Here is a 14,107-nt window from a genome sequence, read left to right as displayed (position 1 = left end):
GTCATACCTTACCTGGTCTGAGAGGCAGCCGGCAGCAGGATCGCTTCAGCCCCGGGCTCCGCCTTCCTTATCGTGACCTTCGGATCTTTGCGCACATCCCGCAGGAACACGCTGAGGGCCAGCCCGACGACCGAGACGATCGATGTCCAGAAGAAGGCGTCGTTGATGCCCATCACCGTTGAATGAAGCTGCGCCTGTCCGGCGAGCGTCGAGACGGCGCGAGCCTGCGCCTCCGCGGCCGGCATATGTCCGGAAGCCGCCATGCTCTGCACGAGCGAACGGAACGAATCCATGAACCCCGGGTCCTGCGTATTCATCCGGTCGGCATAGGCGGCATAGTGCGCGTTCGTGCGCATCGTAAAGATCGTCGTCACCAGGCTCGTCCCGACCGAGCCGCTAATTTGCCGCAGCGTATTGGACATCGCCGTGCCGTGATTGGCCAGCTGCCGCGGCAGCTGGTTCATGCCCGCCGTCATGATCGGCATCATCAGCAGCGACATGCCGAAGTAACGAATCATGTACAGCAGGACGATGTAGCTGTAGGACGTCTCCAGCGTCAGCTTCGTAAAAGCGAACGTGGTGACCGTCGTAATAATCATCCCGATCACGGCAAGCGGCCGCGGCCCGACCTTATCGAACAGCACGCCGGAGACCGGCGACATAACCATCATGACCAGCGCGCCGGGCAGCATGAGCAGGCCGGAATCGAGCGGCGTAAACCCGCGCAAATTTTGCAGGTACACGGGCAGCAAAATCATGCCGGCGAACATGCTTGCCGTCACGAACACGTTGATGACGGTCGACAAAGAGAATACGCCGTACCGGAACACGCGCATATCGAGCATCGGCTTGTCCGACCGCGCCTGCTGGATCACAAATGCCACAACCAGCACGGCGCCCGCGGCGATAAAAGCGATAACCGCGGGATCGGACCATCCCTTCGAGCCGGCTTCGCTGAGGCCGTACAGCAGCGATCCGACGCCGAGCAGAGAGGTAACTGTTCCGAAGTAATCGAGCTTGATCTGCCTCGGCTCCTCGATGTTTTTCAGCGTAAAAAATGCGATCAGCAGCACGATGACGCCTAAAGGTATCATCCCCGAAAACAAAAGATGCCAATCGTAATACTGCACAACCCAGCCGGACAAGGTCGGCCCGACGGCCGGCGCGAACATCATGGCCAGGCCGAATAAGCCCATGCCTTTGCCCCGCATTTCCGGCGGGAAAATGTACAAAATAACGCTCATAACGAGCGGCGTCAGCACCCCGCCGCCGACAGCCTGAATAAGGCGGCCGATCAGCATCACCGAAAAATGCGAAGCCATGCTGCAGATGAGCGCCCCGACGGTAAACGAAAGCATCGCCATCAAAAACAGACGCCGCACTCCGAAGCGTTCGATCAGAAATGCGGACAGCGGAATCAATATCCCGTTGACGAGCATGTAACCGGTCAGCAGCCACTGAATGGTCGTCGTCGTGACGCCGAAGTCCGTCATCATATGCGGCAGAGCGACGTTCAGCAGCGTCTGGTTCAGGATTGCCAGAAACAATCCCAGCATAAGCACGACGAGCAGCGGGATGTGACGGGAGACGCCGCCCCCACCTTCCGCGGGAGAAGCCGCGCTGTTGGATTCCATAGACGATTCTCCTTTCCTTAAGATCATAAACCGTTAGCGGCATCAAACACCGGTGTGATGAGCCGGCAGCTATTTTTTCGCAATGACTACCTTGGCGTTCATCCCCGGCAGCACCGTATCGGCATAATTGGCGATCGAAATTTTCACCTGCACCTTTTGCGTCACCTTGCTGTAGTTGCCGCTAGTGTTGCTCGCCGGCAGCAGCGAAAAAACCGAGTTCGTCACATACCCGATCTCTTCGACCTTCCCTTTGATGATCGTGCCCGGGTCGCCGTCCACCGTCACGTCCACAGACGATCCGATCTCGATATCTTTAATGTCCGTCTCGTCGATATTGGCCAGCACATACAAGTTGTGCATATCGATCACTTCGGCGAGCGCCTGTCCGGTCTGCACGGCTTGTCCTTCCCGAGCTTCATTCTTGACGATGGTTCCGCCGATCGGGGCGACCACAGACAGCGGTTCGCCGTCTCCGTCGATTTGGCCTACCCCGCCGTTTTTCGTCACGACAGCCCCTTCCTTGCCGTTCCAGCTCGACAGCTTGCCGGCCGCCGGCGCCGTCACCGCCATCATATCCCCGGCTACGCGGGCATCTTCGGTTTTAATATATTGGGACGACTGGGTATAGTAATAAAATCCGCCCAGGACGAGCGCAACGATCACCAAGACGCCAACAAAGTTGACCAAAAACAAGCGACCTTTCATCATCGGTTCCCTCCATTATTAATGAAATGAATTACTTTGTGATAAAGTTATTTAGTATCGGAAACACTTTAGCATATAAAAAAAAGGAACACAACGAGCAAAGTCATCCTGTATACTGCTTTTATAGGCATTTTGCGAAAATATTGGCGGGAGGAGAGCGGAAATGGGAGATATTACCGAGGAACTGGCCAACCATTTTGAAGCGATCGACCATATGACCGAAATGTTTTTAAGCTATAAAATGAAGGTGCTCGAAACGACACACGGCGACTCGCCCTTCCGGATGAATCCGACGAAGTTTCATATTTTAAAAACGGTCTTTCGCCACGAGCCCTGCATGGTGATGGATATCGCCCGGAAGCTGCAGCTGTCGTCCGGAGCGACGACGATCGCCCTGAACCAGCTTGAGGAAGACGGGCTGATCGTTCGCCTCCGCAGCGAGGAGGACCGCCGCACCGTACGAACTATGCTTTCGGAGCAGGGCCGCCGTCTGCTCGTCGAAACGATGCAAGCGCGCAACAGGCTGATCAAGGAGATGCTGGAGCCGCTGACGGGAGAAGAGCGCGAGCAGCTGTTTCGCATCGTCGGCAAAATTTCCGCCCAGCTGGAACGGAAAATTCATTCGAAATCGGATAAGATATGAAGCACGGAAGCAACCTAATCGCATAAGCGCTGCTTAAATGCGAGGGTAGGGGGCTTATGATGCCGTGAGCTTGGAAAACAAAGTATGGTCTGTGCTGGAGGACATTTTGGACCCGGAGGTTCATATCAATATCGTTGATATGGGACTCGTGTATAACGTAGACATCGACGATAAGAATAATGTCAACATCCGGATGACGTTGACCGTGCCGGAATGCCCGCTGGCGGACGAGATTGTCGGCGAGGTTCAGGAGAAAGTCAGCGCCATTGACGGCGTCAACCAGGTGAATGTCCAGCTCGTTTGGGAGCCTGCCTGGACGCCGGCCCGCATGAACGATCAGGCCATCGAGGAATTTAAACGCCGGCAGACGATGGTCTAGAAGGCCAATGGATAAAAATAGGCGATCTAAACACCTTAAACTAAAGGCATATAGCCATTCCTCCGGCACAAAATGTTATAATAAAAGCTAAATTCAACCTTAAGGAATGATGATATGCAATTTAAAAACCTGGATAAAACCGATACCCTGATCTTGAAATATTTATCGGAAAACGGGCGCTTGAGCAACGCGGAGCTGGGGCGTCTCGTGATCCCGCGCGGCCGTGCGGGAGCGGATCAACGAATTAATCAACGATGGGGTCATTGACCGTTTTACGATCATCGTTAATCCTCTTAAAGCGGGAAAAATGCTGTCCATGTTCTTTAACATTGAAGTAGAATGGCCCAAGCTGCAGCAGGTGGCCGATGAATTGATCTCTGCGGAAGAAATTACGAACGTGTATCAGATGAGCGGCAAACCTCATCTGCATGTTCATGCCCTGCTGGACAATCCTGAGCACGCCGAACAATATCTCAAGAAGCTGCAGGCGATTGAAGGCATCGTGGATGTTCAGAGCGAGGTTCTGATCGCACGGTATAAAGAGCGGGGAGGCCTGCTGATTTAAACTGATCGGTCTGACAATAAAGAACGGCCGCCGTATTTCCGTCGAGATTATCTCTGTCGACGATACGGCGGCCGTTTATCCGTTATAGAATCAGCTTGCTTTCTTTGGCTTTCTCCAAAAATTTGTCGCTCGATTTGTTAAATGTTTTTTTCAGGGCGACGCCCATTAGAAATGCGATTCCTACATAAATGAATAGAATAAGCGCATGCTTCCCGGCGACGCTCCACAACAATCCGCCCACCGCCTCCCGCATTATGGTGATTGCATGCGTGAAGGGCAGGAACGGATGAATTTTCTGGAAAAATTCCGGTGCCATCTGGATTGGGAATGTTCCCCCGGAACCGGACAGTTGAAGCACCAGCAGAATGATCGACAAAGCTTTGCCCACATTGCCGAATACGGAAACAAGCGTATAGACGATCATTACGAATACTGCGCTAATCAACAGCCCGAACAATACAAACCAGACCTTGTCGACTACATAGGTTTTCAGCAGGAAGATATCCCCCAGCGTAACGATAAGCGACTGCCCCAGCCCCAATGTCAGGAAGGTGAAGAAACGGCCGAAATAAACCTCGTAGCTCTTATAGTCCTGCTTGTTCTCCACATCGGCCCTTAACAGCGAGACGAGCAGCAGAGCGCCGACCCATAATGACAAGGTAGTGAAAAACGGTGACATGGCCGAACCATAGTTAGGAATCGGGAACAGCTTGTGCTCCTCAAGCTTAATCGGATGGGAGAAGAAGTCGCTTTCCTTCTCGGCATCCAGGCTTAACAGGTCCATGATCTGATCGAGTGTCCCGTTCTTCTCAAAGTCGCGGATACGGTCGGCAATCTCCTTCAGCTTGGTTTGGGCAGCGGGAAATTTATCGCGAATTTGAGCAATTTCCTTCTGCCCCAATTCGACTCCCTCACCGGCCTTCAACAGAAGATTCTCAATATCCGGCAGAGCCTCATTGGCTTCGTGAATAACGTTGTTGGCCTTGCGCACCGTTTGCTGTGCGGCCGCAGACGCCTCATCGAAAGCCGGAGCGAGCTTGGTCTCGTACAGCTCCACCAGCTCTCCGACCGATTGATCGATTTGCTTGGACAGCTCGTTGACACGTTGAACGAGCTCTGCTGCAGGCTCTCCGCCTTCCTCTACCGCCTCATAAGCCTTGGCCAGCACTTCCTTCAATGTTTGAAGGCGCCCTTGTATGGCTTCCAGCCGTTCTGCGGCATCGCGCAGCGCTCCATCCTTCACGGCTGTCTGGGCTTGATCCAACGCACCGATCAGACGGCCTATAGCAGCCTGGCCGCGATCGATTCGGGCCATCCCTTCCAGCAGCTTCGTTCTCACCTTGCCGGTATCTATAGACAGAATCTTGTCCGTCAGGGTGACGGTCTTCCGCGCTGCTTCCTGCAGCTTATCCATCTCCGCCCTTACTTGCTTGTCAAGCTCCGCCGCTCGGTTCAACGCCTCCTGCAATGCCGGAATGACAACGGGGTCGTAGGCTTGAATAACCTCCCCAAGCAGGCGATCCGTCTCCTTGAGCAGCCCCGTGATATCCTCAAGCAGCTCCTTCGCAGGCTGCTGTCCGTTCTCGATCAATTGCAGCGCTTGATCCAGTCTTTCCTTCGTATTCTCCAGACGCTTCTGGACTTCCTTAAGCACCGTAACGGGATGCTGCAGAAGGTCTTTGCCCGTCAATGCGTCAAGCCGCTCCAGCCCGTTGATTAATCGCCCTGTTACCGTATGGCCGGCATCGACCCATGAGGTGACCTTCTCCAAATCTTGTTTGGCACGTTCGGCATCGAACGGCATGTCCAGCAGCTTCTCCACCGCCTGCTCGCCCGCCTGAACCTTCCCCTGCAGTTGAGTAAGCCCTTCTTTAAGCTTCGGCGCTCCCTGCTTCGCCTTCTCGACAGCTTCCTGCAGAGCGGGAAGAATTTGATTGTCGTGAAGCTGAATAAGCTGGCCGATCAGACGATCTGCTTCCCCGGCAAGGTCATGGATTCGTTGAATCAGCTCCCGTGCCGGTTCTTCTCCCTGATTAAGCACACGGACTGCGGCAGCCATGGCATTCTTTAATTGCCCCAGCCGGTCATGGGCCGTGATCAGCGCCTGGATAGCCTCCTGCAGCTTTCCTTCCTCCGTCACCAGAGTATCGATCGATTTCAACACATCCGTCAGCCTTTCCAACCCTGCCGAACCTTTATCGATAAGCTCCATGGCCTGCCCTAATCCGCTTAATAGGGTATCCGCGTTGATATCCGAAGCGATCAGCACATCTGTCAGCTCGCCCGTCATCCGGGCAACCTCCTGAAGCGTCTGCAGATCGGCCTGAATAGCCGGAGCATATCCCCTTATGACACTGTCCCCTTCGTAAAGCAATTGCTCGAATTGCTGGCCCAGCGTCTCGGCATGCTGCCCTATCTCCTTAACTTTGCCCAGCCCTTCATCCACCTTGCCCACGATAAGCTCGGCCTTGTCCAGGTCCGTCTGTGCAAGCTGGATCATCCGCTCGATTTCCGGCAAATCGGCCTCGAGCTGGAAGACCAGCTTCTTCATCCGCTCCATGGCAGGAAGATTTTGTTCGATTTCTATACCCATCTCGTTAAAGGCTTTGAATATCGCGCCATTGGCCACCTTGACGAAGTGGCTGCTGACGTTCTCGACAATGCCGGATGCGCCGGCCGATGTCACCTTAGGCGCAATGGCATTTATTTTTTCATTAATAAAATAATCCAATTCCGGCTTCTCCGGGTTGCTCGTCAAGACGGATGTAATCTTCTCCGAGAAATCTTCCGGGATGACGATTCCGGCATAGTAATCGCCTTGCTCCACCCCGCGCAGCGCCTCTTGCTCGTCTACGAATACCCAGCCCAGCTTATCATTTTCCTCCAGCGATTTAATAATTTCATCGCCAACCCGCAGTTCCTTGCCTTCCAATGTCGTCCCGCGGTCCATATTGGAAACGGCAATGGGGACGTCCTTCGTATTGGAGTAAGGGTCCCACGAGGAAATAATGTTAAACCAGGCGTACAGTGACGGTAAAAAGACAACAGCAGCTATGACGATCAAAGCTGCCGGATTCCTTGCTATATTTCTTAAATCTGTACCGAAAATTTTCAAAATGTTTTTCATATTGTCCAATCTCCCATTTTTCTCTCTCTATTGGCCGTACAATGCTCCGTCTCTCCATCCGCGAAGTTCATACGAGCCGAGTCTCCCGTCTGTTGATCATTAAAATATAGTACCTGATAGATTCCCGGAACGCAACGAGCCGAATAGGGAGAAAACCCTCTGGTAAAGGAGAATAATCGGACCGAAAGCTGTTTTTTAGACAAATTTCGCAAAAAAAATAGCGCGGCAAAAGCGGCGCGTGGGCGGCATTCGTTTTCCTGCCGCTTATCCTTATTGGGGATGTGGATTCGTAGCTTCGTACCATGCTACCGGCTGTTCATCGCTTTAACGACGTCTACGTTCCTTCCGCGCAGCGTGTCCACAATCAATTCGATAAATTCCTTGGACGTGTTGGCTGCCACAGCCTGCCGGTAAATATTCAGCAATTCTTTGCTGTCCAGCGTTTCCAAAGCCGATGGCCTTGGAGAACGATTATAGTGATTCCTGATGACCTCCACCCAATCATATGACTTAACGGCATGGAAATGATTCGTTATATTTTTCCAAGATGCTTGTATCGTTTTCTTGGAGGCTTCGGCAACATCGGTCATGATGTCTTCCTCCTCGACGTTCCCTGCGGTCTCTCTCTCGTTATCCGGCGTCTGAACATACTTTCCACCAGACACTTAACCCCTCTCCCTTCGGGAAATTTCTTTCTGGTATCTTTTACTTAGTCCTAGCATAACATGAGCCCATCGTCCCGTCTTTACCGTTTCGCGCTCCAAAAAACCTTTACATATTGTGGAAAATATGCAATAATATTTCCTTTGCTTTCGAAAAAAATCAAACAGCGCCAATGAGAAAAACTCGTATCGGAGTATTTCATGGATGAGCGACCGCGTTTAAAGGATGTTTTTATCGCCAAATAGAATTTGAAGTTATTCAGGACGCATAACTTATAAATTCTATTATGGTAAGAAAAACGTCTATCGACATCCTTTCAAGGAAGAGCGATCGTACAAAAAGCCCGGGTCCCCCCATGCTTATCCGGGGCCCGGGCTCTTGCTTATTTATGAACGCTGCCTCGTCTTTCTTCCTATAAGTATGGACAGGTCGACAGTGATCGCGGACAGCCCCTTCTTGAGCGCCCCGCTCCTCGACGCCTCCGAAACGCCCCAAGTGAGCGGCGTCATCGCGATCAGCGGCTCCAGCAGAGAAGGCTTCAACGGTACGGTATAACGGACCCTAACCCGCTCCGCCAGAGGAAAGCTGCTGGCGAATAGGCGGATCGTCCGCTCGTTGGAATAGCCGCCCGAATCCGGCTTAACGGAGAGCACTTCTCTTAACTCCTGAAGATAACCTGCCTCGGGAACGACCTTCACGACCGCTCCGCCATCTTTCAGCATTCTCGCGAATTCCCTGTAATTGGACGGCGACAAAATATTCAATACGATATCGAACCGCCCGTCCCTGAACGGGCATTGGGCGATATCCCCCACGCACCACAGCATATCCGGATAAGCTTTGGCGGCCAGTGCGACACCTTCTTTGGCGATATCGACTCCGGCGCCGATCGTCTCTGTCGAGACGGCCTGACGCAAGCCTGCAGCGATGCGGGCCAAGTGATAGCCCTCTCCGCATCCGGCGTCCAGCAGGCGGATCGGGCTTGCGCCGAACGGGCGGATGCCTGCGACCGCTTCGACGATCGCATCGCTGAGCGGCTCGTAGAAGCCGCTGAGGCAGATCCGCCTTCGGGCTTCGAACAACCGCTTGTCGTATTTGGTCAGGTGCGGACGGCCGAGCAGATGCACCGCCCCGTGCCTGGACAGGTCAAAGCAGTGGCGCCGCGGGCAGATCAGGCTCCGCCCCTCCAGCCGGAACGGCTCAGCGCAAATCGGGCAGCGAAGCAGCGTTTCATACGGCGGGCGGCGGCCGTCTTGCCGCAAGGAATGATTCATTTCGGACATAGGAAAGCCCCCATTCATTCGTTTATAGGTGAATGAATAAAGGCACAGACAAATAAGCCCTGGCCATGTCTTTTTTTAAAAATCGGCCGAGCCTAACCGTTTATCTGTGCCTCACATTACCTTAAACGAATGTAATGAATCATCGCGGGCTTCCCTCGCTCTTCGTCAAAATCGAAAAAACGTATTGCCGTTTTCAATTATATCATACTTATTCGAGACGAGCTGAGGGGATGCTGCGACTTGTCTTCACTTCGACATTTTTCAGCTTTTTTTAACCCTGCGCTCAGCTTCTTCTCACCGTGCGCTAAGGCCCCGTTCAGGTTGCCCCTTTATACTCATGCTTGTAAGCAGCGATGGCCTTGAACCAGGGAGCCCGCTTCGAAATAAGCGCAAAGGTGGAATGCATCATGAGAGAAGAAGCAACCCGTCCGTATACATTGTCTGAGGACATCGTCGATATTCAACCGGTCTCGGCATACAGCAAGCCGCACCGCCGCAAGGGAAGCAGCCTGTTCGCCGCCTTTATGGCCGGCGCGCTGCTCGTAGGCAGTCTGATGTACACCGCGGACAAGCTGAATCTGTTCAGCGGGGGCGGCTCCGGCCAGGCCGCTTCTGCCTCCGGCATACAGACGGCATCCAACCGCAGCAGTGCCGGAACCGGCGATATCTCGGAAATCGCCGAGCAGGCGAGTCCGGCCGTCGTCAAGATCGAGACGAAGGTCGCGGCAGGCCGCTCGTCAGCGGGGGCAAGGAACGGCAGTCCGTTCTTCGATCCGTTTGCTCAGGACTCCAGCGGTAGTGCGGCTCCCCGGGACGGAGGCGGCGAGCTGCAGACGAACGGAACGGGCTCAGGATTTATTTTCCAAGAGTCCGGCTACATCTTGACGAACGAGCATGTTATCTCTGGCGCCGATCAGGTCGATGTGTACGTTCAAGGCTACGATCAGCCCTTCCAGGCGAAAGTGCTCGGAAGCAGCGAAGAGCTGGATCTGGCCGTCCTGAAAATCGAGGGCGACGGCGATTTCCCGGCCTTGTCCTTGGGCGACTCCGACCAGTCCCGGATCGGGGATTGGGTCGTGGCGATCGGCAATCCACTCGACTTTGACTATACCGTAACGACCGGCGTGATCAGCGCCAAGGAGCGGCCGATTACGATCGCAGACGATGAAGGCACGCGCCAATACGAGCATCTGCTGCAGACCGATACGGCCATCAACCCGGGCAATTCCGGCGGTCCGCTGCTGAACTTAAACGGCGAGGTGATCGGCATCAATACGGCGGTGAATGCGGCAGCGCAAGGCATCGGGTTCGCCATCCCGGCCAGCACGGTCAGCTCCGTGCTCGACAATCTGATGCAGGGCAAGGACGCCGCACAGTCGTAAAGAGAACCCTTCCAAGAAGTGGCGGTTGAACGCCGGTCGGTATCCCCCTATAATGGGGAACCGAAAGGAGACGATGTCCATGAAGCAATGGAAACGATTCGCCGTCCTTCTCCTCATGTCGATGATCGTCATCGGCGGGGTTTACGCACCGCAAGCCCAGGCGGCGCCGCTGCTGACCCAAGGCAGCACGGGCGGAGACGTGTGGGATTTGCAGTTTCGTCTGAGCACGCTCGGTTATTATCAAATGCCGCTTGACGGCGTATACGGCTCTCATACCGCATCCGCGGTCAGCCGCTTTCAGAAGGATTACGGCTTAACGCCGGACGGCGTTGCCGGAAGCGCCACCTGGCGGTCATTGAAGAAATATACGCTGAACCAGCAAGAAATGGACATGATGGCGAGAGTGATCTACAGCGAGGCGCGGGGAGAGCCTTATACAGGCCAAGTCGCCGTCGGCGCTGTCGTCATGAACCGGATTCAATCCGAGCAGTTTCCGGACAGCATTCGCGATGTCGTATTTCAGCCCGGCGCCTTCACGGCAGTCGACGACGGCCAATATTGGCTGACGCCGGACCGGACCGCTTATCAAGCAGCCTATGACGCTGTGCGCGGCTGGGATCCTACGGGCGAAGCCCTGTATTATTTTAACCCTGTCACCGCAACCAGCAAGTGGATTTGGACCCGACCGCAAACGTTGCAAATCGGAAGGCATATTTTTGCCAAATAATGCTGCATCAATGCGAAAACCTTGCCCGCAGGCAGGGTTTTCTTCATAATAGAGCGCGGATAGCCGATTCCGCCTGATGGTCCGGCCCATGCTGCGAGGCCGCCACGCACTGTCCGGCGCAGCGGAAGCGGCCGTGGCGGACGAGGGTCCGCGGCTGCGCCGCGCAGCGGGAGCGCCCGCAGCGGACGCCACCCCTTAAGCCGAGGCGGTGCGGGGCATTTATTCCGCTTTTCCCGAAGTGCCGCCGTCCAAAAGCTGCAGCAGCGCCGGCGGAAGCGGGAACTCCTGGTTGCGGATGACGATTCGGTTCATTTCCGCCTCCTCCTCGCTTTCCCGGATCTCCTGAATTTCATTGTGCAGCCGCTCCATCTGCTTGTCCAGGGCGGCCGCGGCATGCGCGGCATCCTTCAGCTCGTCCAACAGCTTGGATGGCACCGTTTTGTTGTATTTATAGTAGATTTTGTGCTCCAGGCTCGCCCAGAAATCCATAGCGATCGTGCGAATCTGCACCTCGACGCATACCCGCTCCTGCCGGTCGGACATGAACACCGGCACCTCAATGATCAGATGCAGGCTCCGGTAGCCGTTCGGCTTAGGACGCGAAATGTAGTCCTTTTCTTCCAGAATGCGCAGGTCGGTCTGCTTCTTGAGCATATCGCTGATCCTGTATATATCGGACAAGAACGAGCAGGTGATGCGCAGGCCGGCGATGTCTTTGATATGATTCCGAATGTTGGGGAAGGAAAGGGCTCCGCAGTTTTTACGATACATCTTGTTGATGATGCTTTCGGGCGATTTCAACCGGGATTTCGTATGCTCGATCGGGTTGTAGTCGTGCAGCAGTTGAAATTCTTCCTGTAAAATTTCGATTCGCGTCTCCATCTCATCCAAAGCGAACTTATACGTCATCATAAAACGGGTAATTTCGTTCTTGAACTGCTTGATTTGCTGCATAGACAACGTATTCATTGGGCTGATCGGTTTGATTGGATTCATGTCGGTCCTTCCGTTTCCGATACCGCCGCAGACTTCAGCCGGTTAATCCCGCTTTACGGGCGCTGCTGAGCGGTATTCCTTATTCTACGTTATTATACGCGATTATTCCTGGCATCCGCAAAAAGACGCCGGAACGGCAAACAGCCGCATATTATTATACGGCTGTATCCGATGATTCGTTTCGGCCAAGCTGCTATGGCAACAGCTGCCCCCAGTCAGATCAGGGCACAATCGTCTTCGCGGACTCGCCGGGCGAAGCGCCGGGGAGCCACCAATCGCCGCATATCCCTTGAGGATCGGCTGCTTGCTAGCGCCCACTGCCCCCCTCACGCAAAGCTCCTCTTACTCGAGCATGCTGGAAGCGGAACGATGACCCAAGCTTAGGAACGCCAAAAAAGCGGGGCATCGTTTACCCCGCTTCGAACTGCTCCCTGAACCAGGCCGCGGCGGCCTCGGCTTCGCTCATGGTGAGCTGATGCCCGAAGCGCTCCCAATGCACCGTCACAGATGCGCCGCCCCCGGCGAGCAGCGATTCCAGCTCCTCCGTCTCTTGCGCCGAGCAGATCGGGTCGTTGAGGCCCGCGCCGATAAATATCGGCACACCCGCTAATCCCGGCAGGTCGATTCCTCTCCGCGGCACCATCGGATGATGAAGGATCGCCCCGCGGAACGCCTGCTCGTAATGGAACAGCAGGCTTCCCGCAATGTTCGCTCCGTTGGAGTAGCCGACGGCGACCAGATTGCCGCGATCCAATCCGTACTGCGCAGACGCTTGATCCAGAAATGCATGGATCTCCTTCGTGCGAAAAATCAAATCCTCCTCATCGAAGACGCCTTCCGCCAGTCTGCGGAAAAAGCGCGGCATCCCGTTTTCCAGCACGCTGCCGCGAAGACTCAGTACGGAGGACTCCGGCGAAAAGAGCTCAGCGAGCGGCAGCAGATCGCGTTCCGTCCCTCCCGTCCCGTGAAACAGCACGAGCGTCGGCGCCTCCGGCCGGCTCCCCGGCACGAACAGATGCTTCATGAGCCGCTCCCCTCCACTTCCCTGACCCGAATCGGCAGTAAATTCGCCTCGATCTGATCGCGATGCGGCTCGAACCACTCCGGCAGCATCAGCTTCTCTCCCAGCGCTTCGAACGGCTCGTCGCGCGCGAAGCCCGGCGGGTCTGTCGCAATCTCGAACAAAATGCCTCCGCTTTCCCGAAAATACAACGCATGAAAATATTGGCGGTCCACGATCGGAGTCGGGTGATATCCGTACTCGGCCACCTTTCCCCTCCAATGCTCATGCTGCTCAAAATCTTGGGCCCGCCAGGCGATATGATGAACCGTCCCGGCGCCATCGCGTCCCCGGTCCATGGCCGCCAGCGGTACGTCGACGATATTGCCGATATCGCCGGACGACCGGAATCGGGCGTACTCGGCGTCTTCGGCGATTTTCTCAAATCCAAGCAGCCGCTCCAGTGTCTGCATCGTCTTCTGCGGGTTCGTGCTGAATAATACTGCGCCGCCGAATCCTTTGATCGCCCGCTCCGGCGGGATACCGCCGAACGACCAGGCGCTCTCTGCGCCCTCTTCCCGCTCGACGAGCTCCAGCCGCAAGCCTTCGTTATCCGTAAACTGCAGGTACGTTTCGGAAAAACGGGTTGCCCGGCCGACCTCGATGCCGAAGCCGGTCAGCCGCTGCTCCCAATAAGGCAGCGCCCCCTTCGGGACCGCGTAGACAGTCGCCCCGACTTGCCCGCCTCCAACGCTGCCCTTGCGCGAATTCGGCCACGGAAAGAACGTGATAATTGTGCCGGGGCTGCCTGCCTCGTTGCCGAAATACAGATGATACACTTCCGGCGCGTCGAAGTTGATCGTGCGCTTAACGAGCCGAAGACCGAGAATGCTGGCGTAAAAATCGACGTTCGCCTGCGGATCTCTTGCGAAAGCCGTAATATGATGAATGCCGTTCGTTTGCAATGTCATAGTGAGATCCTCCCGCGATATTTCTGTAAGTT

The 14,107-nt window shown here is 55.1% G+C and carries 14 protein-coding genes; 6 read left to right on the top strand and 8 right to left on the bottom strand.

The annotated features are described in order from the left end of the window. Positions 1–8 precede the first annotated feature (8 nt). Positions 9–1,634: a DHA2 family efflux MFS transporter permease subunit gene (locus F591_RS0111020; protein ID WP_019534657.1), complete on the bottom strand. Its 1,626-nt coding sequence runs from the start codon at positions 1,632–1,634 to the stop codon at positions 9–11. A gap of 69 nt (positions 1,635–1,703) precedes the next feature. Next, a complete protein-coding gene (locus tag F591_RS0111015) occupies positions 1,704–2,342 on the bottom strand; it encodes an HlyD family efflux transporter periplasmic adaptor subunit (protein ID WP_019534656.1) in 639 nt (212 codons plus the stop codon). 160 nt (positions 2,343–2,502) lie between these two features. Between F591_RS0111015 and F591_RS0111010 the strand changes: the two genes are divergently transcribed. The 4 genes from F591_RS0111010 (at position 2,503) to F591_RS32790 (ending at position 3,926) form a co-directional block, all read left to right on the top strand. Then, positions 2,503–2,982, top strand: coding sequence for a MarR family winged helix-turn-helix transcriptional regulator (locus F591_RS0111010; protein WP_019534655.1), 480 nt, complete (start codon positions 2,503–2,505; stop codon positions 2,980–2,982). 64 nt (positions 2,983–3,046) lie between these two features. Next, the gene (locus F591_RS0111005; protein ID WP_019534654.1) at positions 3,047–3,361 is read left to right on the top strand and encodes a metal-sulfur cluster assembly factor; all 315 of its coding nucleotides are present in this window, start codon (positions 3,047–3,049) and stop codon (positions 3,359–3,361) included. 114 nt (positions 3,362–3,475) lie between these two features. Beyond that, positions 3,476–3,628: an AsnC family transcriptional regulator gene (locus tag F591_RS33535; RefSeq protein WP_425414353.1), complete on the top strand. Its 153-nt coding sequence runs from the start codon at positions 3,476–3,478 to the stop codon at positions 3,626–3,628. Between the two features lie 49 nt (positions 3,629–3,677). Continuing rightward, positions 3,678–3,926: an Lrp/AsnC ligand binding domain-containing protein gene (locus F591_RS32790; protein WP_245581025.1), complete on the top strand. Its 249-nt coding sequence runs from the start codon at positions 3,678–3,680 to the stop codon at positions 3,924–3,926. An 82-nt stretch (positions 3,927–4,008) separates the two neighbouring features. On the opposite strand, the gene F591_RS0110995 is transcribed toward F591_RS32790, so the two are convergent. The 3 genes from F591_RS0110995 to F591_RS0110985 form a co-directional block, all read right to left on the bottom strand. After that, on the bottom strand, positions 4,009–7,053 hold the full coding sequence (locus F591_RS0110995; protein ID WP_026326534.1) for a YhgE/Pip domain-containing protein: 3,045 nt from the start codon (positions 7,051–7,053) through the stop codon (positions 4,009–4,011). 305 nt (positions 7,054–7,358) lie between these two features. Continuing rightward, positions 7,359–7,643, bottom strand: coding sequence for a sporulation inhibitor A family protein (locus F591_RS0110990; RefSeq protein WP_019534651.1), 285 nt, complete (start codon positions 7,641–7,643; stop codon positions 7,359–7,361). A gap of 459 nt (positions 7,644–8,102) precedes the next feature. After that, positions 8,103–8,999 (bottom strand): putative RNA methyltransferase, encoded by an 897-nt coding sequence (locus F591_RS0110985; protein ID WP_019534650.1) that lies wholly within the window; start codon positions 8,997–8,999, stop codon positions 8,103–8,105. A gap of 407 nt (positions 9,000–9,406) precedes the next feature. Between F591_RS0110985 and F591_RS0110980 the strand changes: the two genes are divergently transcribed. Continuing rightward, positions 9,407–10,381: a S1C family serine protease gene (locus F591_RS0110980; protein WP_019534649.1), complete on the top strand. Its 975-nt coding sequence runs from the start codon at positions 9,407–9,409 to the stop codon at positions 10,379–10,381. A gap of 115 nt (positions 10,382–10,496) precedes the next feature. Next, positions 10,497–11,108 (top strand): spore cortex-lytic enzyme, encoded by a 612-nt coding sequence (sleB, locus tag F591_RS0110975; RefSeq protein ID WP_425414354.1) that lies wholly within the window; start codon positions 10,497–10,499, stop codon positions 11,106–11,108. Between the two features lie 219 nt (positions 11,109–11,327). On the opposite strand, the gene F591_RS0110970 is transcribed toward sleB, so the two are convergent. The 3 genes from F591_RS0110970 to F591_RS0110960 all read right to left on the bottom strand — a co-directional run bounded on the left by F591_RS0110970 (position 11,328) and on the right by F591_RS0110960 (position 14,075). Beyond that, entirely contained in the window at positions 11,328–12,104 is a 777-nt protein-coding gene (locus tag F591_RS0110970; RefSeq protein ID WP_019534647.1) for a GTP pyrophosphokinase, read from the bottom strand. A gap of 409 nt (positions 12,105–12,513) precedes the next feature. Continuing rightward, positions 12,514–13,128, bottom strand: a complete 615-nt coding sequence (locus tag F591_RS0110965; protein WP_019534646.1) for an alpha/beta hydrolase — start codon at positions 13,126–13,128, stop codon at positions 12,514–12,516. Further along, positions 13,125–14,075, bottom strand: a complete 951-nt coding sequence (locus F591_RS0110960) for a ring-cleaving dioxygenase (protein WP_019534645.1) — start codon at positions 14,073–14,075, stop codon at positions 13,125–13,127. The genes F591_RS0110965 and F591_RS0110960 overlap by 4 nt, the downstream gene beginning before the upstream one ends. Positions 14,076–14,107 lie beyond the last annotated feature (32 nt).

This window comes from Paenibacillus ginsengihumi DSM 21568, from assembly GCF_000380965.1.
GTDB lineage: Bacteria > Bacillota > Bacilli > Paenibacillales > NBRC-103111 > Paenibacillus_G > Paenibacillus_G ginsengihumi.
Note: the sequence above shows the minus strand (reverse complement) of the source record. Positions and strands in the feature narration are given on the sequence as shown.

Excerpts from the sequence above, each read along its gene's own strand:
- F591_RS0111020 (WP_019534657.1), bottom strand. The coding sequence starts at position 1,634 with ATGGAATCCAACAGCGCGGCTTCTCCCGCGGAAGGTGGGGGCGGCGTC.
- F591_RS0111015 (WP_019534656.1), bottom strand. The coding sequence starts at position 2,342 with ATGATGAAAGGTCGCTTGTTTTTGGTCAACTTTGTTGGCGTCTTGGTG.
- F591_RS0111010 (WP_019534655.1), top strand. The coding sequence starts at position 2,503 with ATGGGAGATATTACCGAGGAACTGGCCAACCATTTTGAAGCGATCGAC.
- F591_RS33535 (WP_425414353.1), top strand. The coding sequence starts at position 3,476 with ATGCAATTTAAAAACCTGGATAAAACCGATACCCTGATCTTGAAATAT.
- F591_RS32790 (WP_245581025.1), top strand. The coding sequence starts at position 3,678 with ATGTTCTTTAACATTGAAGTAGAATGGCCCAAGCTGCAGCAGGTGGCC.
- F591_RS0110995 (WP_026326534.1), bottom strand. The coding sequence starts at position 7,053 with ATGAAAAACATTTTGAAAATTTTCGGTACAGATTTAAGAAATATAGCA.
- F591_RS0110990 (WP_019534651.1), bottom strand. The coding sequence starts at position 7,643 with ATGACCGATGTTGCCGAAGCCTCCAAGAAAACGATACAAGCATCTTGG.
- F591_RS0110985 (WP_019534650.1), bottom strand. The coding sequence starts at position 8,999 with ATGTCCGAAATGAATCATTCCTTGCGGCAAGACGGCCGCCGCCCGCCG.
- F591_RS0110980 (WP_019534649.1), top strand. The coding sequence starts at position 9,407 with ATGAGAGAAGAAGCAACCCGTCCGTATACATTGTCTGAGGACATCGTC.
- sleB (WP_425414354.1), top strand. The coding sequence starts at position 10,497 with ATGTCGATGATCGTCATCGGCGGGGTTTACGCACCGCAAGCCCAGGCG.
- F591_RS0110970 (WP_019534647.1), bottom strand. The coding sequence starts at position 12,104 with ATGAATCCAATCAAACCGATCAGCCCAATGAATACGTTGTCTATGCAG.
- F591_RS0110965 (WP_019534646.1), bottom strand. The coding sequence starts at position 13,128 with ATGAAGCATCTGTTCGTGCCGGGGAGCCGGCCGGAGGCGCCGACGCTC.
- F591_RS0110960 (WP_019534645.1), bottom strand. The coding sequence starts at position 14,075 with ATGACATTGCAAACGAACGGCATTCATCATATTACGGCTTTCGCAAGA.